Annotated in this window: 25 protein-coding genes; 12 read left to right on the top strand and 13 right to left on the bottom strand. The window is 59.8% G+C overall.

Annotated elements, in window-relative coordinates:
- The first annotated feature begins 21 nt into the window (after positions 1-21).
- From Q5H92_RS10700 to Q5H92_RS10690, 3 genes are all read left to right on the top strand, one after another.
- Entirely contained in the window at positions 22-732 is a 711-nt protein-coding gene (locus Q5H92_RS10700; RefSeq protein WP_305011515.1) for a hypothetical protein, read from the top strand.
- A gap of 66 nt (positions 733-798) precedes the next feature.
- Positions 799-1620: a hypothetical protein gene (locus tag Q5H92_RS10695; protein WP_305011514.1), complete on the top strand. Its 822-nt coding sequence runs from the start codon at positions 799-801 to the stop codon at positions 1618-1620.
- A gap of 92 nt (positions 1621-1712) precedes the next feature.
- Positions 1713-2438: an OmpA family protein gene (locus Q5H92_RS10690; RefSeq protein ID WP_305011513.1), complete on the top strand. Its 726-nt coding sequence runs from the start codon at positions 1713-1715 to the stop codon at positions 2436-2438.
- Positions 2439-2466: 28 nt separating this feature from the next.
- Here Q5H92_RS10690 and Q5H92_RS10685 read toward each other — a convergent pair whose 3' ends face one another.
- The 6 genes from Q5H92_RS10685 to Q5H92_RS10660 all read right to left on the bottom strand — a co-directional run bounded on the left by Q5H92_RS10685 (position 2467) and on the right by Q5H92_RS10660 (position 5700).
- The gene (locus Q5H92_RS10685) at positions 2467-3072 is read right to left on the bottom strand and encodes a hypothetical protein (protein ID WP_305011512.1); all 606 of its coding nucleotides are present in this window, start codon (positions 3070-3072) and stop codon (positions 2467-2469) included.
- A gap of 152 nt (positions 3073-3224) precedes the next feature.
- Positions 3225-3626, bottom strand: coding sequence for a hypothetical protein (locus Q5H92_RS10680; RefSeq protein WP_305011511.1), 402 nt, complete (start codon positions 3624-3626; stop codon positions 3225-3227).
- Positions 3627-3663: 37 nt separating this feature from the next.
- On the bottom strand, positions 3664-3942 hold the full coding sequence (locus Q5H92_RS10675; RefSeq protein WP_305011510.1) for a hypothetical protein: 279 nt from the start codon (positions 3940-3942) through the stop codon (positions 3664-3666).
- A gap of 219 nt (positions 3943-4161) precedes the next feature.
- A complete protein-coding gene (locus tag Q5H92_RS10670) occupies positions 4162-4584 on the bottom strand; it encodes a hypothetical protein (protein WP_305011509.1) in 423 nt (140 codons plus the stop codon).
- A gap of 96 nt (positions 4585-4680) precedes the next feature.
- Positions 4681-5103 carry a hypothetical protein gene (locus Q5H92_RS10665; protein WP_305011508.1) on the bottom strand — a complete coding sequence of 141 codons (423 nt, stop codon included), beginning with the start codon at positions 5101-5103 and terminating at the stop codon, positions 4681-4683.
- A gap of 126 nt (positions 5104-5229) precedes the next feature.
- A complete protein-coding gene (locus tag Q5H92_RS10660; protein ID WP_305011507.1) occupies positions 5230-5700 on the bottom strand; it encodes a toxin-antitoxin system YwqK family antitoxin in 471 nt (156 codons plus the stop codon).
- Between the two features lie 249 nt (positions 5701-5949).
- On the opposite strand from Q5H92_RS10660, the gene Q5H92_RS10655 reads away from it, so the two are divergent.
- The gene (locus Q5H92_RS10655) at positions 5950-6225 is read left to right on the top strand and encodes a hypothetical protein (protein ID WP_305011506.1); all 276 of its coding nucleotides are present in this window, start codon (positions 5950-5952) and stop codon (positions 6223-6225) included.
- 27 nt (positions 6226-6252) lie between these two features.
- Here Q5H92_RS10655 and Q5H92_RS10650 read toward each other — a convergent pair whose 3' ends face one another.
- Positions 6253-6825, bottom strand: a complete 573-nt coding sequence (locus tag Q5H92_RS10650; protein WP_305011505.1) for a Riean_0653 family protein — start codon at positions 6823-6825, stop codon at positions 6253-6255.
- A gap of 379 nt (positions 6826-7204) precedes the next feature.
- Between Q5H92_RS10650 and Q5H92_RS10645 the strand changes: the two genes are divergently transcribed.
- Together Q5H92_RS10645 and Q5H92_RS10640 are read left to right on the top strand one after the other, a co-directional pair.
- A complete protein-coding gene (locus tag Q5H92_RS10645; protein ID WP_305011504.1) occupies positions 7205-7819 on the top strand; it encodes a recombinase family protein in 615 nt (204 codons plus the stop codon).
- Between the two features lie 53 nt (positions 7820-7872).
- The gene (locus Q5H92_RS10640) at positions 7873-8982 is read left to right on the top strand and encodes a Fic family protein (protein ID WP_305011503.1); all 1110 of its coding nucleotides are present in this window, start codon (positions 7873-7875) and stop codon (positions 8980-8982) included.
- 114 nt (positions 8983-9096) lie between these two features.
- Here the strand turns inward: Q5H92_RS10640 and Q5H92_RS10635 are convergent, their stop codons facing one another.
- From Q5H92_RS10635 to Q5H92_RS10615, 5 genes are all read right to left on the bottom strand, one after another.
- Complete coding sequence (locus tag Q5H92_RS10635; protein ID WP_305011502.1) at positions 9097-9444, bottom strand: hypothetical protein; 348 nt, start codon at positions 9442-9444, stop codon at positions 9097-9099.
- A gap of 139 nt (positions 9445-9583) precedes the next feature.
- A complete protein-coding gene (locus Q5H92_RS10630) occupies positions 9584-10012 on the bottom strand; it encodes a hypothetical protein (RefSeq protein ID WP_305011501.1) in 429 nt (142 codons plus the stop codon).
- A 169-nt stretch (positions 10013-10181) separates the two neighbouring features.
- Entirely contained in the window at positions 10182-10529 is a 348-nt protein-coding gene (locus tag Q5H92_RS10625; protein WP_305011500.1) for a hypothetical protein, read from the bottom strand.
- A 172-nt stretch (positions 10530-10701) separates the two neighbouring features.
- Entirely contained in the window at positions 10702-11190 is a 489-nt protein-coding gene (locus Q5H92_RS10620; RefSeq protein WP_305011499.1) for a hypothetical protein, read from the bottom strand.
- Positions 11191-11359: 169 nt separating this feature from the next.
- Positions 11360-12154, bottom strand: a complete 795-nt coding sequence (locus tag Q5H92_RS10615) for a hypothetical protein (protein ID WP_305011498.1) — start codon at positions 12152-12154, stop codon at positions 11360-11362.
- Between the two features lie 677 nt (positions 12155-12831).
- Here Q5H92_RS10615 and Q5H92_RS10610 point away from each other — a divergent pair.
- The 4 genes from Q5H92_RS10610 (at position 12832) to Q5H92_RS10595 (ending at position 15812) form a co-directional block, all read left to right on the top strand.
- A complete protein-coding gene (locus Q5H92_RS10610; RefSeq protein ID WP_305011497.1) occupies positions 12832-13539 on the top strand; it encodes an outer membrane beta-barrel protein in 708 nt (235 codons plus the stop codon).
- Positions 13540-14192: 653 nt separating this feature from the next.
- Positions 14193-14819: a hypothetical protein gene (locus tag Q5H92_RS10605; protein ID WP_305011496.1), complete on the top strand. Its 627-nt coding sequence runs from the start codon at positions 14193-14195 to the stop codon at positions 14817-14819.
- A 172-nt stretch (positions 14820-14991) separates the two neighbouring features.
- The gene (locus tag Q5H92_RS10600; RefSeq protein WP_305011495.1) at positions 14992-15138 is read left to right on the top strand and encodes a hypothetical protein; all 147 of its coding nucleotides are present in this window, start codon (positions 14992-14994) and stop codon (positions 15136-15138) included.
- A gap of 269 nt (positions 15139-15407) precedes the next feature.
- The gene (locus Q5H92_RS10595; RefSeq protein ID WP_305011494.1) at positions 15408-15812 is read left to right on the top strand and encodes a hypothetical protein; all 405 of its coding nucleotides are present in this window, start codon (positions 15408-15410) and stop codon (positions 15810-15812) included.
- Positions 15813-15911: 99 nt separating this feature from the next.
- Here Q5H92_RS10595 and Q5H92_RS10590 read toward each other — a convergent pair whose 3' ends face one another.
- Entirely contained in the window at positions 15912-16517 is a 606-nt protein-coding gene (locus Q5H92_RS10590; protein ID WP_305011493.1) for a hypothetical protein, read from the bottom strand.
- A gap of 200 nt (positions 16518-16717) precedes the next feature.
- Here Q5H92_RS10590 and Q5H92_RS10585 point away from each other — a divergent pair, with 200 nt between their 5' ends.
- Together Q5H92_RS10585 and Q5H92_RS10580 are read left to right on the top strand one after the other, a co-directional pair.
- Positions 16718-17218 (top strand): hypothetical protein, encoded by a 501-nt coding sequence (locus Q5H92_RS10585; protein ID WP_305011492.1) that lies wholly within the window; start codon positions 16718-16720, stop codon positions 17216-17218.
- Positions 17219-17362: 144 nt separating this feature from the next.
- Positions 17363-17812, top strand: a complete 450-nt coding sequence (locus Q5H92_RS10580; protein ID WP_305011491.1) for a DUF3592 domain-containing protein — start codon at positions 17363-17365, stop codon at positions 17810-17812.
- Positions 17813-18551: the final 739 nt, after the last annotated feature.

Raw genomic sequence — 18551 nt, 5'->3', positions numbered from 1 at the left:
TATTAGCGTCCTAACATCACTATGGAAGCGTACCGAGAGGAGTTGCACACCCTGCGCCATCGCACCGCCATTGGCGTGCGGCACGGGCTGGTGCTGTTAGGGCAAACCAACGGCGATGTGGCGGCCGCCGAAGCCCTGTTTCAGCAGGAACTTACGCAGCTGGTGGCCCGGCAAGCGCAGGTACCCGAAGCCGCGGCGCGCCACGCGCTGGAACAGGCGGGCTACGACGTACCGCGGGCCTTGCAGCAACTGGAACAGGCCCGGTATTCGCTTACCCAGCGCATCCTGCGGCGCTACCGCGCGCCCGACGAGGCCGTGCGCCGGGTGGCTGACGCGGTGGAGCAGGCGCACCACGTGCCCCGCACGTATTGGCTCGACCTCGAGGCCGCCCGGTTGTTGCCGCCGCCCGTGGCCTGTGTGCTGGTGGTCAGCGAGTGGCTGGCCTACGAAGACTGGGAAGGCTTGGACGCGGCTGTGTACTTCCACCTCGAAGCGGTGCTGGCGTACGTCGACCAGCCGCTGGCGCTCCCGCAGGTCAGCCAAGTGCTGCGCCGGGTTGCCGCGCTCGAACAGGCGCAGGCCGAGCCCCGTCGCCGCCAGCTGGCCCGCACGGGGTGCTACAGTCCTACGTTAGAATTTGAGGCAGCCAGTGCAGCCTTTGAGGCGCTGCGCTCGCACATCGTACAGGGCCTGTACGAGTTGATTGAACAACATATCGCGCTCTTTCCGTAAGCAAATGCACCCTTTTCGTGAACGAAGGCTCCTTATACTTTTGCGTTTTAGCATTACTTTTCGTTCATGCCAGCATCGTACCGCGAGCTCTGCCGGGTGCAGTTTCGCCACACCTATTTTGCGGACCACATCTTGCGGGAGATGCGTGCCTCGCCCACACCCGCCACGGCGGCCCGTATGCGGCGCGGCGGCCTGCTGCTGAAACCCGCCCCCAACGGCTTCGTTTTGCTTGCCTGCGCGGCTCCAGACCCCGCGGCCTCGACGGCCCTATTTCCCCTGCTCTTTACCTTGCAGCCTCCCAACCCGGCGTTTCTGCAGTACACCGACCTGCCCTGGGACGCGGGCCCCGATCAGGTGTACTGCTGGCGCCCTGCCCCCGACTCCCCCGCGCCCATTGCCGGACTTCCCGCCACGACCGCCGCGCGGGAGCCCGGCCGCGGCCGTTACGAGCAGCGCTTGGGCGCAGGAGGCCCCGATGGCATCCGGCACGACGCCTGGGGCCTGCTCGAATTGGGGACCGACCTGCTCGCCGCCGCGCCGGCCGTGTACACCCTCTGCTTTAGCGCCCGCCCGACGATTTGGCGTTACCACCTGCAGCCGCGCGGGGCGGCCTCCTTGGCTGGGGCCCGCATTCAAACGGGCACCGGGATAGACTTTGCTCGCCGGCCCGTACCCGCCGAGGCGACCGGGCTTTGTTTCGAAGCCAGCGTCCCGATTCCCTTGGCCGAGCGCTATGCCTTCCCCCCGTTTCGCCTGGTCATCGCCGCTCGCGGCGGCTCCGCCCAACCCGTACTGCTGGCCCTGCCACCGGCCTCCCCGTCCGGCGTGCGCTGTGAAGGCGTGGGCGCCGAGGCGGCATTCGTTTCCGACATCTACGTGTATCTGTAACGTCCGCGCTCTTTCGACCGTTTGCCTGAACTAGCTCAGTGCTGTGGAGGAGATGGCTTCATTGATTAATTACCCCTTCTCAGACCCATCCGATGCGGCACCTCTTTTTGCTTTGCCTGCTGCTTATGTATGCGGGCCACTCAGCACGGGCACAGCCCAGCGGCCCCGTACCGGCTGTCCCCATGCACGGGGGCGTGTACAGCCGGCAGGACAGCGTCACGGGGGTGCCCAGGGCAGAGCTGCGTTTCTTCAGCTGGACAGACTCGGCGGGCGCATGCCGCGCCACGACGGGGCCCGCCGGGCAGTACCGGCTGGCCCTGCCCGGTGGCCGCACCTACCGCGTGGACGTGTTCCGGGGCGGGCACCGGCTGGCGCGCCAAGACGTGCGCGTGCCCGTCGCGGACTCCACCTGGGCGAGCTTTTACGTCGACTACCCCGTGGAACCCGGCATCCAGGAGCCTCCACCCGCCGCGTTTTTTGGGGTGCGCCAAGTCGCCTTGCGCCCTTGGGACCGAGAGAAATTCGCCCACCTGAGCCGCTTGGTGCGGAACCACCCGCAGGTGCGCGTGCGCTTGGAAGGCCACGCGGACGCCCGCGAAGCGCCGACCCACCACCCCGACCCGGTGGGCTACCTGCGGCGGCTTGGGGCGCAGCGAGCGCAAGCCCTAGACGCCTGGCTGCGCGCCCAAGGCGTGCCGGCGTCGCAGCTGGTGGTCGTGAGTTACGGCGCCGGCCGGCCGGCATCTTCCAGCAACGCCGCTGAGGACCGCCAATTGAACCGGCGAGTGGACCTGATATCGGACCCGACCAAACCGTAAATACCCCGAAAGGACGGCACCGAAAGCCTCATTTAGACAAACGGGGAAGCAGTTGTTGGGCCTGTTGGAGCAGTTTCTCTTGCAGTAAGCCATTAGTAGGCGTCAGGGCGACGAGGCGCAAGGTTTTTTGCAATTCAACCAAGGCCCACATGGGCGTTTGCGGGCGCGGGGACCACGTCTCGCCGCCTCGCATGCCAATGCCGAGTTGGAAAGCCGTGAATGTGTACTGCGTACCGTCCATCCCGGACTGGCTGCCCGCTGCGGGGTAGCGGGACTGCCTGATGGCGGCATTGAACGCCTGGGCCACGCCCAGGGCCACGGGCTGGCGGAGTGGAACCCGGCTCGAGTGAACGGGGACCGGTCGGCGGTTTTTTTCGGCTAGGCCCACCCAGATACTGCGGCGGCACACGCGATAGGTCAGGTAATAGCGCCGGTCCTTTTCTTCGAGCGAGAGCACGTATTCAGGCTCAAACGAGCGCCGCACGAACACGCGCGCCAGCGGGTCATCCGGCAGCCCCGCGCACAACACGTCTCGAACGGCTTGGTAATAGGTGTGCTGGAAGTTGTAGCTGTCAAAATAACTCGGCGCGGGTTCCAAGTGGTCGTAACGGGGCCGGACCTGCCCAGCAAGCAAACCGCACCGAAGAATGCAACAGGTCAGGACAACCAAGCGAAGCCACATGCGTCAAGTGAAATGAAAAGAGTGTTAGCAAGAACGCTACGATAAGCTTGCTATTGCCTCGTTATTCAATTCGGACCCTTTGCCTGAACTGAGCCGAGGAGCCGTCAAGTGGTGGGCCAACTCGTCAGTAAGAATGAGGTTTCCGCTCCTATCCGGATAAAGTGGTCGTCCTCCACTCGAAACAACATATGCACCGGGCCAACGCCAGGTTCCAGCATCCACGAGTCGGTATCAAGGTCTCCCGGCTCTTTGAACCCTATTTCTTGAACGCTAGTAGGCAGCGGCATCCCTTCGCTAACCTGGAAATGGGACACTTGCTCAAACGCCACGGCCAGATGGGAGGGGTCGGCCCCCTTCACCCACGCAGCCGTCCGTTTTACAAAGTGGAGGTAGCCGCGGTCCCCATCGTGTAGGGCGCTCACGAGCTCGTAGTTATTGTGCAAATCAAAGTAGCCGCCACCACTTTGTAGGGCAATCATCTGGTCAAGGGTGTAGGCCAACTTCATCACGCGCAAAGAAAGGCCCGTTACCCTTTGCGTGAACTTACGCACACGGATAAATCACCACTTTGTCTTTGTAATAAAAAGTGGCAAAGAGTTGCTGCTTCCAATGCGGGGTTTGCGCAAACCGCCGGTTCACTGCGCGCTGCCACTCTGACCCGAAACCCGGCAGGTGCTCCACCAGCCCCCGCTGAAGGGCGGCATAGGCTTCGGCGTTTTCCCACGTGCTATCTGTTTTGAGAACGATGCCCTGGGCGTGAACGAAAAGGTAGTAGGTGTTTTCGTTTATTTCATCGCCCCCGGCGAGCATTGCCGCTTCCACCCGGGTGATTGCTGACCAGCTGGCCAGGCACCTGCAGTTGGGCAAATGAATGCCGGCGGACGTGCAGACGTAGGAAGGGCGGGGACAGCACATCGGAATGGCAAATGTTTGGTAAAACTATTGCCCCTTATTTCATTCAGACCCTTTCGCTGAACTGTATTGACCTACTGATTACCTGCTTATAAACAGCCGAGCGGCAGTGCTCCGAGTAGTGAGCCTTTAGATGTAGAAGTGCTTCTCAAACCATACGTCCTCGTCAGTGGTGAGGCAGCAGTCGACGATTTTAACCTCCGCCGGGAAGAGCGAATCGATTGCCTGAATATACTTCGCATAGTAGGCGTACATCTCGTCCATATCAAACGCTTTTTCACCTTTGTAAATGGGGTTGAAGTAGACAACCGTCGTTGCTTCACAGAAAATCTTCAGCAACTGCGGGGTTTGCCGGTGCTGAAACGTCACGTCCAGGTAGCCATACTTGACAAAAAGCCCTTTGATGTCCTCCTCTTTGGTTTGCAGCGCATACTCCGCGTCAAGCTCCCGGAGCTCCCTTCTAAGAGCCGCTTCTATGCTGGTGTAATCAGGAAGCAACAGCCGCTTTCCAATGGCATAAGCGATGGTTTGTTCGGGGTTAGGCTTCGGCATCGTGAGTGGTTACGGAAGCGACTGTATACCGGTTCCTCTGGGTGAACGGCCTTCTTGACCATTCGACCATTTTGCTGAACAGGCGCCGGTCTGGGTTCATCGCGTGGCGGTGGTTGTGGTAATAATACGGAGCGTGTTGTTGTAGTTCTGATCCGTCTGCACGAGCACCAAGCGGGTGGCCGAGAGCTCGGTGACTTGCGCGCTCACCGGCCCGATGACGGGGAAGGTCGTGGTCAGGGTGGTGCCGTTGAGGGCATACGTTGCGCCGGGAGAGAACGCCACGCCGTTGACCAAGCCCGAATACGTGCCGTCGGCCGCGTAGGTCACGGTGGCGTTGGCATAAGGCACGGTGTTGTCCGCATTGGTGCCAGCGGCCCCGTTCAGGACCACCTGTTGCTCGCGCCGGGACTGCAAGTTCCAGGTGCCCACGATCGAGGCGTTGGCAGCGGGGGCGGCATCATCCTTTTTGCCGCAGGCTGTGAGCTCGAGTAGGACGAGGAGCAACAGGGAGCGGTTCATTCCAGCCAAACAAAGGGAAGCGTGGTGGTGCAGGCATGCGCAGCGCCTGACGCGTGAGGAAACGCAACCGTCGCCACAAAGCATGAAGTGAAAGTACCACCGTTTTTGTGAACTGCAGCGTGGGTGTCATTTTTTAGTCACCTTGGTGCTTTTGCGAGGCGGTACGAGCTGGTTATGTTGGTAGTTGAAGACCCGGATGACCTGCCCACGTTCATTATAGTGGACCGTCTGTTTCAGTTCGCCGAATGACCAACGGCTCATCTGGTAGATGCTGCCCGTGGGATAGAAAATATAGTGAAACCCGTGGGGGACCAGGTGGCCGTTGGCGCCGGCCGCGGGCGCAATGCGCCGCACCACGCCGCGCGGTGAGTAGGTCGTCTCCACCTTGGCTTGGTTCCGGTTGTAGACCACCACTTCGGTCACGGTGTTTCCCTCCACGCCGACGCGGGTGACCGTGCTGTCAAAGCGCACGCGAAAGCCGGGGCTAAGGCTGGGAACGGTTTTAAAGGAGATAGTGCTGTCTCCTGAGCTAATTTCCACGGAAGATAGGGGCAGTTGTGCGTGCGCAAGCCCACCGCAGCACAGTAGGAACAGCACAAGGAAGAAGCTTGGAGGCATCGGTGCCGGGGGGGACATGAACGGAGGCGAAAGGGCGCGCCAAGAGAAGGGCGCGGGCCGAGGCAATCAACACGGCCACGTGCCCAATATTGCAAAACGGAAGGCAAAAAGCATGTTCCTTTCGTTAGATTGGACCCTTTCACTGAACGGGCGTGCCATTGCCCCCCCCGTACTTACTTGCCCGTCCGTGCGGTCGTTGTTGGGCGTGCCTGTTTTCCACGTGGCATAATGCTGACTTATTCGGTGGCCGAAGTGCCATGCCAACCCAAACCCATCCGGTACCTGAAAGCGGGCAAGGTCACCCCATACCAACAGCAGCTGGACCTGCTTGGCGCGCTGCAGCGCCAAGACGCCACGTGCATCTGGGTTCTGCTGCACGGGGCGCACCACATCAGCGCCGCGCTCTCCCCCGAGGACGACGACGCGCTGCTGGAGTACTTGCAGTCCCCTGCGTTCATTACCGAACGCCTGGTGTGGACCAAACAAGTCTTTGACCACAGATAGGACCGTTTAGTTTGACTAGAAAAGAACTTACTGTTTGCGGTCGAACCGTCCCTCGGTCACCGTGAGGGTCTTGGCCGGGTCGAGGTTGCTGACGGCGGTGAACTCGAAAGTGCCCGCGGCAACAAGTTGGTTAGGCGTTAAGTCCGCATGGGTCACCTCTACTTTTCCAGTGTGCACGTTGTCAGTGCAGTATAGCTCTTGCCTGTTGTCGTTTGGGAAGAATACCGCGTAGTTCTTACACTGATTCGGACCCGCAGCAGGCATAACGGGCGTATTCTGATTCAATGGGTACACCTTCCGCAGGGGCAGGCTCGTTTTTCTGGGAACGCTATTCAAAAAGAGGTGTAGGCTGCCTTCGCGGTCGCCGAACTTGCCGTTCAGGCGCAGGTAGTACGCGCTGTCGTAAGCAAAGCCGCCGCCCATACCTTCGACTTTGCTCAGGCCGCTGCCGTAGCCTGAAGCCACGAACACTTGCCCGTTAATGCGGCAGCCGGCGGTGTTGGCGCCCGTGTGGGTGGCGGCGGGCAAGCCGGCCGCGGGGTCGTCCTTGGAGCAGGCGGCCACGGCCAGCAGCAGGAAGCAAAGCAGTTGTCCTTTCATGGGGGGCCGTTTGGGGAGGGGTGAATAAAGGTAACGCCCGGCCTGCCAAGGCCAAAGACGAATTATCCGCTTTGCAGACTTTTAAAACGGAGCGATAACCACCCCTGCCTACGCCCTGGTGGCGGTAGGCGCAGCGCTTAGCCCTGAAATGAAGCCGAATAAAGGACTTTATGTGCTGCTCGTACTCAAGTCCGTACTAGCATTTAGAGACGGCCGCAAAGCTTAACGCTCCTTTCCCTGAACCACTAAACGACACAGTCTGCAAGTTGCGTTAAGGCATGGGACAGCCATCCGGGGCCTATATCAAGTTTAAGAAACTCGTCTATCATTCAAAGTTTACGAAACGCCGTTAGGAGATGAGTTTCGTAAACTCCTCCGCATGAAGATTGGCTACGCCCGCGTCTCCACCCGCGACCAAAACTTGGAACTTCAACTCGATGCCCTGACCCAGGCCGGCTGCGAGCTCATTTACCAAGAAAAAGCGTCGGGCGCGTTGGCCGCTCGGGTCGAACTCGACAAACTCTTGCTGCAGGTGCGCCCGGGCGACACGGTTTATATCTACAAGCTCGACCGGCTGGGCCGCTCGCTTAAGCACCTGCTCGATCTGGTGGCTGACTTCCAGCGCCGTGGCATTGGCTTGATTTCGCTGACCGATGCCATCAATACCGCTTCCGCGCAGGGCCGGCTCGTGCTCAACCTGTTTGCCTCCCTGGCCGAGTTCGAGCGCGAGCCCATCCGCGAGCGCACCCTGGCCGGACTGGCCGCCGCCCGCGCCCGGGGCCGCGTCGGCGGGCGCAAGCCGGGCCTCTCGGAAGAAGCCCAGCGCACGGCCCGCGCCGCCGAGTTGCTTTACAAGGCCCGCGAGCTGAGCGTCGACGACATGGCCCGCAGCCTGCGCATCTGCAAGGCTACGTTTTACAAGTACCTCCACCACCGCGGCGTGGCCCTGTACGCCCAGCCCTTGCCCAGTCCGGTGGTCGTCCCCGCGACGTGACCAGGCCGCGCTTCAGCAGGTGCGGAGAATAGGCGGTATATTCGCCGCAGATTATGCGGAGATTAGCCCCCTACATTCACCAACGCCCGGGCTGGCCGTCCTTTACCTGGAACCCGGCGGCCCTGGAAGCGTTGTTGGGCGCGGTGCGCCACCGGCAGGGCCGGCTGTTGGGCCGGTTGGAGGCGCTGGGCGTGGACCTGCGGGCCGAAGCCACGCTGCACACGCTCACGCTCGATGTGCTCAAGTCCAGCGAGATTGAAGGCGAGCTGCTGCCTCCGGCCTCGGTGCGCTCCTCCATTGCCTGGCGCCTGGGGCTGGAGCAGGCCGCCTTGCCGCCCGCCGACCGGCGGGTAGAGGGCGTGGTGGCCATGCTGCTCGACGCCACCCAGCAGGCCGCGGCGCCGCTGACGGCGGAACGCCTGTTCGGCTGGCACGCGGCCTTGTTTCCCACGGGCTACAGCGGCCTCTACCCGCTGCAGGTGGGCGCGTGGCGCACCGGGCCCATGCAGGTCGTGTCCGGGCCGCTGGGCCGCGAGCGCGTGCACTACGACGCGCCCCCGGCCGAGCAATTAGCGGCGCAGATGCAACAGTTCTTGACCTGGTTCAATGCCGGCCAAGGCCTGGACCCCGTGCTCAAAGCAGGGCTGGCCCATTTTTGGTTTGTGACGATCCACCCCTTCGACGACGGGAACGGGCGTATCGCCCGGGCCATCGCCGATTTGCAGTTGGCCCGCGCCGACGGCACGGGCCAGCGCTGCTACAGCATGTCGGCGCAAATCCAGGCCGAGCGCCAGGCCTACTACGACCTGCTCGAGGCCAGCCAACGCGGCCCGTTGGACGTCACGCCGTGGCTGACGTGGTTCCTCGGGTGCCTGGGCCGGGCCCTGGAGGCCGCCGAACAGACCTTGGCCCAAGTGCTGGCCAAAGCGCACTTCTGGGAGCGCCACCGGCAGACGGCCTTCACCGAACGGCAGCGCCAGTTGTTCACGCGCCTGCTCGACGGTTTCGAGGGCAAGTTCACGACGGCCAAGTGGGCCCGCATGGCGCATTGTTCCCAAGACACGGCCGGACGCGACATTGCCGACCTGGTGGCCAAGGGCGTGCTGGTGCACGAAGGCGCCGGCGGGCGCAGCACCAGCTACCGATTGGCTTCCGAAGCGTAGCCCCCGGCAGTGCTCGAAGCAGGTAAGAGGGATTCTAGTAAAAGGAGAGTTTCACTGTCCAGTTTCAGCAAGAGCACACGTCCGGTAGGCTGCGCCACGCGCAGCCCGTTGCGGCTACTGCACTTTGCGGTAACAGTTCTGCCCTTCGTGGTCTCCCACACAAAATTGGATGGCACGCTGCTGCGTTTCAAAATAAGTATTGATGAACATGTATTCGTCCGCAGATTCGCTGATGTTGGACGACAAGTCGCGGTCCAGGTTTACGTAAAAATGCTCGAAGACCAGTCGGTGGTTCTTTTCCAAGCGCCACGTGCCTTGGGTGTGGAGCCGCCGCTGCCGATTGCGGTTGTATATACTTCGCTCGTACGTCCCGTTGGGCCGCAACCGAAGCGTATCAAAGCTATGTACGTAGCCCACCGGGGCGTAAGCGCCGCAGACTTCTTCGGCGGTAAAGTGCTCCACGCACGAAGTCAGCAAGCAGAGCGAGCAGAGTAAACACCAGATTTTCATGGCGCTAGTTACCACCTTTCCGCTGGCCTGGTCGCAGTGACAGTTACGAAGAAAGGTATTCAAGAAAACGGTCCGAAGGTAAACCAAGTCCTTAAGAATACTCGTATTTTTCACTCCAGACCCACTGGTCATTGGTCATGCAGCAGTCGATGATGTTAACCTTAGCCGGAAAAAGGGGCTCAATGTGTTTGAGGTATCCAAGTACATAAGCCAAAAACTCGTCAAAATCATGCTTGATTCCCGTCTTTTTCAGATGGTTAAACCACCCCCTATCATCCGCTTGACAGAAAATTTTCAAAAACTGCTGCGTTTCGTTGTGCTGAAAAGTCACATCCAGTATGCCGTATTTGATGAACGGTCCTTTGATGGATTCTTCATTAGCATCAGTAAGTAATTGATAATCTGCCTCAAGTTCTGGGATGGTATTACGTAGCGCTGCTTCTAAACCAGCATACTCTGGGATTATAATGATTGCTCCAATGACCTGGGAGATGGTTTGCTCTGTGCTAGATGCCGGCATGTGAAGTCGGGAGGGTGTGAGGCGAACGGTTGCGGCGGAAGCTTTTCGCTGCGGTGTGCAAACGGAACGTATCGACCGCCGAAAAGTGATTGGCTACCACTGCCTACGTTTTTTAAGTAGGAATAGCGTTCACTTTAACGGTCGGAAAAGGAAAAGGAGCTAAAGAGTACTAGGGCCGTAAGTAAGCGTAGAGGCGCAAGTTATCGGCTGATTCCTCCACCCGAAACTGTCCAATTTGGGCTAGTTGCTGCTGTAACTGTCCTAGTTTCTGCTCTGCACCTGCTGCAAATTGGGGAAAATCGAGCCATTCAATCTCTTTGTACGCCACCCAGCCCCCCAACCGGGGGCTGCCGCTCACCATGGCTTCCATGGCGGTGGCGTAATAGTTGAATGCGTAGCTCGTGTTCTCGTCGAACAGCAGCCCTCTTTCGACGCGGGCCTCTTCCCAAATGAGCTTGACTGGCACACTTTGATGGCAGGCCAATTCTTCACCAAGGTACTCAGCAGCTTCACCCACTTAGCATTGCTAAGCAGCGGCTGCAGCCGGGCCGTTTGAATGAGCTTATCCAATGCTTCGTTGTCGCGCCGAATGGCAAAGTGGCTACTCATGGCAGGGGTGGGCTGTGGAAGGTGCTTACAAAACTAGAAAGCCCGTTCATCTAAAGGGTCGGAATGGCAAAAGGCACACTTTATTCGCACAGGCACAGAGACATCAGCCTAAACGCGTTAGGCCCTTCGGCCATTTCTGCTGCTAGCTCGTCGGGGGGCGTAAAGGACAAGCGCAGGCCGCTGCGCAGGCGCAGGCCGACGCCCAGGGGGCCGGTTTGCTTTTCATAATCGATGCCTTCCGCATTCAGCTCGCGCAGCACGTACAGCAGGGTTAGCTGCTCAACGTGCGCGAAAATCCAAGGCTTGACCTGCAAACGAGTGTTGTGCGGCAGTTCGGCGAGGTAATCGGTGTAAATGGCGGTGAGTCGGTTATCGGCATCGAAATGAAATTCGAGGCGGTCGTAGGTCCAAATGGGCCACCGGGGGCTGAGCATGTCCGGCGTAAAGTCGTCGGGGTCCAGGAAATTGCCCAAAATCCACGCTTTGGTCTGGCCTAGTTTGACAAAGTCAAAACGGCCGGATTTACAAAATACCAACAGGTCAATGTCAATGGGGTGCGGCAGGTGCATGAAGCAACAGGGAAGGGTTCAGCGAAATAAGCGCCGGCTGTGCGATGCGGCTTCAATCTCAGTTAGTGGCGCACAGAATGTTCAGTCAAACGGTCGGAATCGCTAAAACGAGTATAATCGCACCCGCACCTGCCAATAGACCACTTCCGATTTAACATTCTCATTTGTGTCAACGATCCCGCCCGATAACCGTCTGCAAGGTGGCGGTGGTGCGGCGTCCGTTCTGATAAGCTGGGCCCCACGGGGGCGTATTGCGAACAGCTGACTCGAGTGCTTGGCGCCCAGCGTCATCCAGCGTGAGTTGACCACCGATGGCTTTCACCCGTGCGAAACCCAACGCATCGACTGCAATCTCCAATTCTAGCGTCGCCCCCCGCTTCAGTTGCTGCCGTTGTGGCGCCGCCGTCAATACCTTTTCCAAATACTGGGTGAATTGAAAATTGTCGTACGCCATAAATTGTGGGGCACGGTCCGTCGGTGCGATGCCGGTGGGCTTAGCCACAAACGTCGTCGGCATTTTCGCGGCCACGCGCTTGGCTGCGCCACCAAAAGCGCCTTGCTGGGAACCGAACAGGGCGGTGGACTCACTGGCCGCAAACCACACGTGGTTTAAACTATCGCGCACGGCAAACGTGACCGTTGGGAAGCTACCGGCCTGCTGGTAGCAGACGACATCGGCGTAGAGAAAAGGAAAACCGGCCCGCTGCTCCAGCAAATGCGTCAGGGTATCCTGCTCCGTCGTAACGCGGTAGCCGTTGGCTTGCAACTGCTGCCGCAACGGCGCGAGTACCGCGCTAAAATCCTTGGTCGAGTTGATGAGTAACGGGCCCGCCGGGTTGGATATGCTGAGGTAAACCACCGGCCGTTGCGCGTGGGCTTCCGAGGCGAGTAGCGCGAAAACGCTGATTAGCATCCCGCGTGCCCCTTGATAAAGGAAGGCAGGAATTCTTTTTGGTAGGAGCATGGTGTGATTTATCAACAGAAGGCGGTGGCAGCCGGACGATTGGGTTTCTTGACTTGTTATGGTTAAAAGGAAATTGGGTTCAAGAAAAGGGTAGCAAAGTAAACGCGGCAATTCAGCTGAAGGAATGTTTACTAGCTGTCTTCTACGACCGCCTCGTGTTTGAGTAGATGCCTTTATTTTGAAGTCATGGACCAGACCAATGGCGATTTTTATAGTGGATTGGGGGGGGAAGAGGGGATAACCTTTACGCTAATGGGCCCTTCCGGCGGTTCCCTCAACGTATGGGGGCTACATCCATGCTGTTTTCGAGGCTATTCCACCGGGACCGCAGGGGTTATGGGAGGGGTTGCTCTTGGATTATCATCTGTGTACCGGCTGCTGGGGTGACGAAGTGGAAAGGGCCGTCGACGATTTGCCCTTGTTCGCAGCTCAGTTGGCCGCTGTTGATGCGTCCGGCTTTGAGCCGGAAACCCGCCGTTTTCACGAGGCACTGCAGGCGATGGTCCATCAGGCCGTTACGGACGGAAGAGTGCTGCGTATTTCTCGCTTTTGATTGTTCAGCGAAAGGGTGGAAAACCGGGGCGCATGACCCGCCGCAGCGGTATGGGACCGGCTCGCCGGCACATACTAAAGGGCGCTCTAAGCGTTTGGTGATCTTATGCTTTACATTCTGTCCGATGAATCGATTGCTTTGCACCGCACTGGTCGGGTTGGCCGGCGGGCTACGGCCCGCCGACCTGTTGGCCCAGACCACCTTCTCGTGGGTCGCCCGCTTGGGCGGCACCCTGGCCACGCGCCACTACTTCGACGACAATACCCGCGTGGCTCCCGGCACGTACCGGCCGGGGTTCGAGGCCGGTGTGGTGGGGCAGCTGGGCGGCACGGGGCACTGGGCCGGACGGGCCGGCGTGCTCTACACGCAGAAGGGCGACTGCGTGCGCCACGCCAACACCGACTTATACCACAACCACAACCTGCCCAATTACGGCGACTACACCCTGGCCCTGCGCCTGCATTACCTGACCCTGCCCGTCTCGGCCGTGTACGCCCCGCGGGGCATGGGACGGGGCTTGCAGCTCTCGTTTGGGGGCTACCTGGCGGCCTGTTTGGGCGGGAACTACGCGCTGACCAACACGGCCCCCGATGCGCCGTATGTGGGGACTGAGACCATTGTCCCGGTCTGGCGAGTATCGACCCGCTACGTCCTTACCCGCGTGGTCGACGCCGGGGCGCAGGCCGGGGTGGGCTACCGGCGCGGCGCGTTTTTGGCCCAAGCCGAGTACAGCCTGGGGCTGGTACCCGTCGCCGGCCTGTACTTCGGCCGGCCGTATTACAACGGGACGGGGCACCTGTCCCTCGCCTACTGGTTTGGGCCCAAGGGATAAGGCCGGCGCACGCGGCAATCCACCGCGCGCAAGCCTCGTGCAATATTCAAGAAAAGGGTCCCAAGGTAAACGCGCTCCGTTCAATCGAAGGAGCGTTAGTTAATCAAGTGCGTAGCTTTCGGCTATGGCCATTGGTATCCGTTACTACGAAGTACGCTTTCTTAACCCGCCTACGCCGGCTCAAGTACTTGCTGCTTTACAAGTACTAACGGGCCTCCCGATGGGGTAGCGGCACAGCAAGAAGGATACATCGAGCTATTTCATCCGGAAAAGCCCAGCTGGAGCATTGAGGTCAATTGGTCCACCGACCGATTGCTAAAGCTGCAACGCATCATGGAAGCCGTACTGGGGCTACCCGTCCCGCCGTTTCCCACCTATCCGCATAGCATCAGTTTATCGCTGAACCCGCGCCCGTCTCCCCGAAGCTATCAATATCTGGAAAGCGCTCTTCTAGTCGTTTTACAGCGTTTTGGAGGGCAATTGGAGCACATGCCTCCGCTTCCGGACTGGACGGAAACGAAGTGGGCTGATATGCCGCCCATGGGCTTCTGGGAAACGGCTAAAGACCGCTGGAAATAAGGCCCCTTTATGTTCACTCAAACGGTCCAGATAGCAAAAGAAGCGTTTTTTCATCGCTCCGCTACCTTCGCGTGATGACGCTTCCCTTCATCTGTTGCAGGGCCTTGCTTAGTGCGGTGCTGTGCCTGGCGACAACGCCTTTGCTGCGGGCGCAGGAGGCGACCCAGCGCGAAAAAGACGACGCCACCATGCGGCAAGCCGCGCTCATTTTTGAGGGAACTCTAGTCCGTACCGTGCACTACGTCAATGCGGACAGCAACCGCCTGTTCCGCTCCAGCGAAGTGCGGCTTACCAAAACGTTGCGCGGGCGCCTAGCCCCGGGCACGGTGCAAGTGGCGTACAAGGGCTTCCGCTTCAGTCATAAGCAGTGGGACGAGGACCGGGGGGAAATGGTCTACCGTTTGCTGCCGAACACAGGCCATGTCCGGGGAGACGGATTCGGCCCGACCCTGCCGCCGGCGACCACCATCCTCTTTTTTTGCCGGCCCTTGCCGGCCACGTACGAGGCCCCGCCGCCGGTCATGGCCACGAACAATGCGGGCGTTTGGGAAATCGTCGGCCTCGCTTACTACCTCTACGGGGCAAATGGGCCGATTCAATCCGATGTCGGCGGCGAATTTCCCAACCAGCAGGCACTCTACCGCTATTTAGCGGATACCTATCACCTCCCCAACCGGGCGGAAACCCTCAATACCCATTGACGGATATGTTTACTCAAAGGGTCAGAATCGGAAAACGAGGGTTCACGGAAATGGTCAGCAGGCTCCTTACCTTGGCTGTGTAGATGTACTGCCTATGGCCCTTTGGCACCTAAGTTCTTCGTCTCGTACCCGATTGTTACTGTGGCGGACCGCGGGCCCCGCCTTCCGGGTCATGCAATACGACCAACCTGTCGATGTGCTGACCAACGTTGATTACATCTTGTTCGATAACAAGTACGAGCGCGTGCTTCGGCAACTCGGAGACCAGGTGCAACTTCGCGCCGCGACGGTGGCGGATGGAGTCCGAAAACTGGTGTGAAACAACTATTTGGACGTGTGTATCCAACACGAGGCATCCGACAGCACGGTGACCACGCGTACTACCGACGAGTGGGAAATATACCGTGTTGGCGAGAACAGTGTTTTCGTGACGGAAGCCCTAATGGAAGAGCTGAAAAGACTAAGCGGGCACCAGTTAGAATTCAGCCTGGCGTTTTCTCGATTTGCTGCTTAGGCCCTGCTCATTTACCCAAACGGTCGTGGCTTAAACTTAGGCCCGTTAATCTAAAGGAGGACTACTTTCGCTCCATGACTTTGACCCGACACGGCTGCAATGTTCTGGCGTCGGCCCTCCTGTTTCTGGGCTACGGGTACAGCACCTTCCTCAATTACTTCACCCGCGAAGGCTTCTTTGCGCCGCACCTGCCGCCCCGTACGTTGCTGGTGTTGCTGGCGAGTGTGCCCGTGGTGCTGGGGCTTTATTACCTGATTGGCCGGGGCAAGCGGTGGGCCCAAGCGCTGTTTGTCGCCCTCTATTTGTTGTCGCTGGGGGTAACGGTGTGGCAAGACGCCCATCGCTTCCCCGTGCCCGCCTTCCGGGGGGAGTTGCACCTCGTCAACGAGTGGGGGCAGTACCTGCTGCACGGGGCCGCGGTGGGGCTTCTCTTGCTGAGCTTTTTCAAGCAGGCGCCAGCCCAGGAGACAGCCAGATGAGAAGGGGAAATAATGGTTTATTGAAAGGGTCCGAATCGCTTCAGCTGGGGATTCATTATGAGGGGAAGCGCCTGCCGTTCGGAAAAGAAAGGGACGCCCTTAATGGAAACTACGCAACGGGGCTGTGGGCTGAAATTGCGGTGGAACCCCGGGCAGCGCGTTGAGGGCGCGAACGAAGGTGCGGCCCTGGAATACGTAGTACCGGGCGTGTTCCAAGCTGTCCGGCAGCGGCTGGCCCTGGCGCAATTCGGCCTGAAACAGGCGCGCATACTTCTGGCAGTAGTCCGACCGGTAATAGGGGTGGTTGATGGCCAGCAGCGGGCGTTGCAGCGGGGGCTGCAACTTGATTTGCGCCAGGTCGGCGTAGTACTCGGCCACGGCTTGGAACCGGTAGCCCTGGCGGCGGCAGTCCGCTTCTACGCCTTGCAACGAGGCACACCCGCGGCCGTGGCAATGCGGCGCCCACAGGTACACCAGCGTGGTTTCGCCCACGGGCAGCGCCTGGAGCAGGCTCTGCGCAGTGACGGCGTATAGGTACCCGTCGGCGGTGGCGGGCCAGGGCGCATGGGCCGGCAGAAAGCGGATTTTTTCTTGTTCGGCGGCCGGCAACCGACGGTAGCCGCTGTGGAAGCCCGGCGAGTGGGTAATAACACAGCCGGGTAGCAGCAGGGCTAGGGACAGGAGCGAGCAGAGCAGAAGCCTCATGGCAGCGAAGCAGACGGAGTACGGGCGAGAACAGACAGGGACGCATGGCCTCCCAACGGCAGCAGCACCTTGGCAAGGGCTGTGCGGCGGCGACAAGGTACAGCCAAAACTAAGACCTGCGCTAAAGCTCTTTAAGTTTGCGCAAACGGTGAAAATCGGAAAACGAGCGTTATTTTGAGCGTCGCCCAGGCTATCTCGCCATGAAGTATCTCTTGTTATTGGCCGGTCTGCTCACGGCCTGTTCTCCCCGCCAAACGCCCCCCTCCGTCGGCATCGAAGTGCTGGAGGTACGGGTCGAGTTGCCCCGCTTGGATACCGACGAGTACTTGGAAAGCCCGGCCCTAGGGGTTCGATTGAAGATGACGAACCTGACCGATGGCCCGCTCGTGTTTGATGCGAGCACCCGTTGCGCGGCGCGGCCCTCCACGCTGGTGCTCGAACACCCCAACGGGCGGTTGCGCCTGCACGCCACCCTCCGCGGGTGCGGCCCGGACCAGCTCACCTTGGCCCCCCACACAAGCCTCTACCCCATTGTCTTGGCAAATCGCCGGGAGTTTGCGGAGGCCTATGATTTCACGGAGGCGTCTTATGCGACGCTGATGGCCTTTAAACAGGCGTTTCACTTGGTGTACGTCCAGCCGGACGGCGAAGCAATTGGGAAAGTCGGCAGCTTTACCCTGAACTACCGACGGCACCCCTAAGTCGCTACGCTCTATCGCTGTCCGCAGCCGTTTCACCCAGTTCAAGTAAAGGGTCCGAATAGCAGGGGCGGGATTACATACCAAACCAAAGCGTAATTTTAAAGCCCATTGGGGCTCCTGGCCAGCGTCTGCCCCGCCCCCTGCATGCCCCGAAATCCTCCCGTTGCGCCTCGCTGGCTCCTGTATTCGAGCATCGTTCTGCTGGCCGTGGCGGTCTTTTTTGCGGCACAAGCCTGGCAAGCGTTTCGATTCGCCGACGCGTTGCGGCGCGCCGGCGTGCGCGCCGAGGGCACGGTGGTCGACGTTTCCCGCCCTGGGGGGCGGTACCCTTCGACGGTGTACACGGTGGAATACACCGTCCGGCGCACGCGCTACCAGCTCACCAACCAGTTCACAACGAACGACCAGCGTCACCGCCTAGACGAGCGGGTCCGGGTACTCTACGCGCCGGCGTCGCCCCAAGTGGCGATGCTCGACGAGGCCCTTGAACGGAACGTGTGGGCCGTAAAGGCCTTCCTGTCGGTGGCCACTTTGGCATTTAGCGGACTTTTTTACAAGGGGTATCGCGCCGCAGGCAAAGCTTCTACCCCTTAAGCAGCCGTCTAGGAAAAGGGTACTATGTTGAACGCGCTCAATTTAGAGAAACGAGGGTTTACTCTTGGTCCATGACCGCGTTATAGGAAATGTAGGGCGAGTGATAATGCGCATGGCGCAGGAAGGCTTGCCATTGGAGCCCGTGGGCTTCCAGGATGCTGTCGGGCACGGACAGGTCATACAGGAAGTCGTTGCCAGCCGGGTCAAAGACGCCGTAGTGCACCACGTACCACTCCCCCACTCAGGCCTTGCCGTCCCACGCCCGGCCGCCGTTGCGGCGAACGCCCGCCACTTCGTCCCAGTAACTAAGGCACATCTCCCCTTGCCGCTGCAGTACACCTCGGCGACGTGGGCGATGCCCTAGTACCAGCAAGCCAACAGGCTGATTTCGGCAGCGCTGCATTTCACCAAGACCAGGGCCATTAAAAACCCGAGGGTGATTCACAACCAGTTACTGGGCTTGGCAATTCTCTACTTCATGTGATAGGCAACGTTTCGACTTGTTTCGCGGCAGGCAGGCGGCCTAGAGTAAGACCCCAGAAGTCTGCTATTCGAAACGGGTCACTTCAACGGTGATTTAGATAAGACAACCCTTTTACATTCTGCAATCAACGTACTTCAGAATGTAAATAATCTGTCGCCCTGTAGCTCAAGAAGGCGCAGTGGCTGTTGCAGAACTCATCGTCCGTTTCGCTGCCCACCTTCAACCGGCGAGTGATGCCGGTGGCGCCGCTTCCAG

Source organism: Hymenobacter mellowenesis (assembly GCF_030581005.1).
GTDB lineage: Bacteria > Bacteroidota > Bacteroidia > Cytophagales > Hymenobacteraceae > Hymenobacter > Hymenobacter mellowenesis.
The sequence above is the reverse complement of the archived record's forward strand: the minus strand, read 5'-3'. Positions and strand labels throughout refer to the sequence as shown.

Bases quoted from the DNA above. Each gene is read 5' to 3' on its own strand.
- Q5H92_RS10700 (WP_305011515.1), top strand. From the start codon at position 22: ATGGAAGCGTACCGAGAGGAGTTGCACACCCTGCGCCATCGCACCGCC.
- Q5H92_RS10695 (WP_305011514.1), top strand. From the start codon at position 799: ATGCCAGCATCGTACCGCGAGCTCTGCCGGGTGCAGTTTCGCCACACC.
- Q5H92_RS10690 (WP_305011513.1), top strand. From the start codon at position 1,713: ATGCGGCACCTCTTTTTGCTTTGCCTGCTGCTTATGTATGCGGGCCAC.
- Q5H92_RS10680 (WP_305011511.1), bottom strand. From the start codon at position 3,626: ATGAAGTTGGCCTACACCCTTGACCAGATGATTGCCCTACAAAGTGGT.
- Q5H92_RS10670 (WP_305011509.1), bottom strand. From the start codon at position 4,584: ATGCCGAAGCCTAACCCCGAACAAACCATCGCTTATGCCATTGGAAAG.
- Q5H92_RS10665 (WP_305011508.1), bottom strand. From the start codon at position 5,103: ATGAACCGCTCCCTGTTGCTCCTCGTCCTACTCGAGCTCACAGCCTGC.
- Q5H92_RS10655 (WP_305011506.1), top strand. From the start codon at position 5,950: ATGCTGACTTATTCGGTGGCCGAAGTGCCATGCCAACCCAAACCCATC.
- Q5H92_RS10650 (WP_305011505.1), bottom strand. From the start codon at position 6,825: ATGAAAGGACAACTGCTTTGCTTCCTGCTGCTGGCCGTGGCCGCCTGC.
- Q5H92_RS10645 (WP_305011504.1), top strand. From the start codon at position 7,205: ATGAAGATTGGCTACGCCCGCGTCTCCACCCGCGACCAAAACTTGGAA.
- Q5H92_RS10640 (WP_305011503.1), top strand. From the start codon at position 7,873: ATGCGGAGATTAGCCCCCTACATTCACCAACGCCCGGGCTGGCCGTCC.
- Q5H92_RS10630 (WP_305011501.1), bottom strand. From the start codon at position 10,012: ATGCCGGCATCTAGCACAGAGCAAACCATCTCCCAGGTCATTGGAGCA.
- Q5H92_RS10620 (WP_305011499.1), bottom strand. From the start codon at position 11,190: ATGCACCTGCCGCACCCCATTGACATTGACCTGTTGGTATTTTGTAAA.
- Q5H92_RS10615 (WP_305011498.1), bottom strand. From the start codon at position 12,154: ATGCTCCTACCAAAAAGAATTCCTGCCTTCCTTTATCAAGGGGCACGC.
- Q5H92_RS10610 (WP_305011497.1), top strand. From the start codon at position 12,832: ATGAATCGATTGCTTTGCACCGCACTGGTCGGGTTGGCCGGCGGGCTA.
- Q5H92_RS10605 (WP_305011496.1), top strand. From the start codon at position 14,193: ATGACGCTTCCCTTCATCTGTTGCAGGGCCTTGCTTAGTGCGGTGCTG.
- Q5H92_RS10600 (WP_305011495.1), top strand. From the start codon at position 14,992: ATGCAATACGACCAACCTGTCGATGTGCTGACCAACGTTGATTACATC.
- Q5H92_RS10595 (WP_305011494.1), top strand. From the start codon at position 15,408: ATGACTTTGACCCGACACGGCTGCAATGTTCTGGCGTCGGCCCTCCTG.
- Q5H92_RS10590 (WP_305011493.1), bottom strand. From the start codon at position 16,517: ATGAGGCTTCTGCTCTGCTCGCTCCTGTCCCTAGCCCTGCTGCTACCC.
- Q5H92_RS10585 (WP_305011492.1), top strand. From the start codon at position 16,718: ATGAAGTATCTCTTGTTATTGGCCGGTCTGCTCACGGCCTGTTCTCCC.
- Q5H92_RS10580 (WP_305011491.1), top strand. From the start codon at position 17,363: ATGCCCCGAAATCCTCCCGTTGCGCCTCGCTGGCTCCTGTATTCGAGC.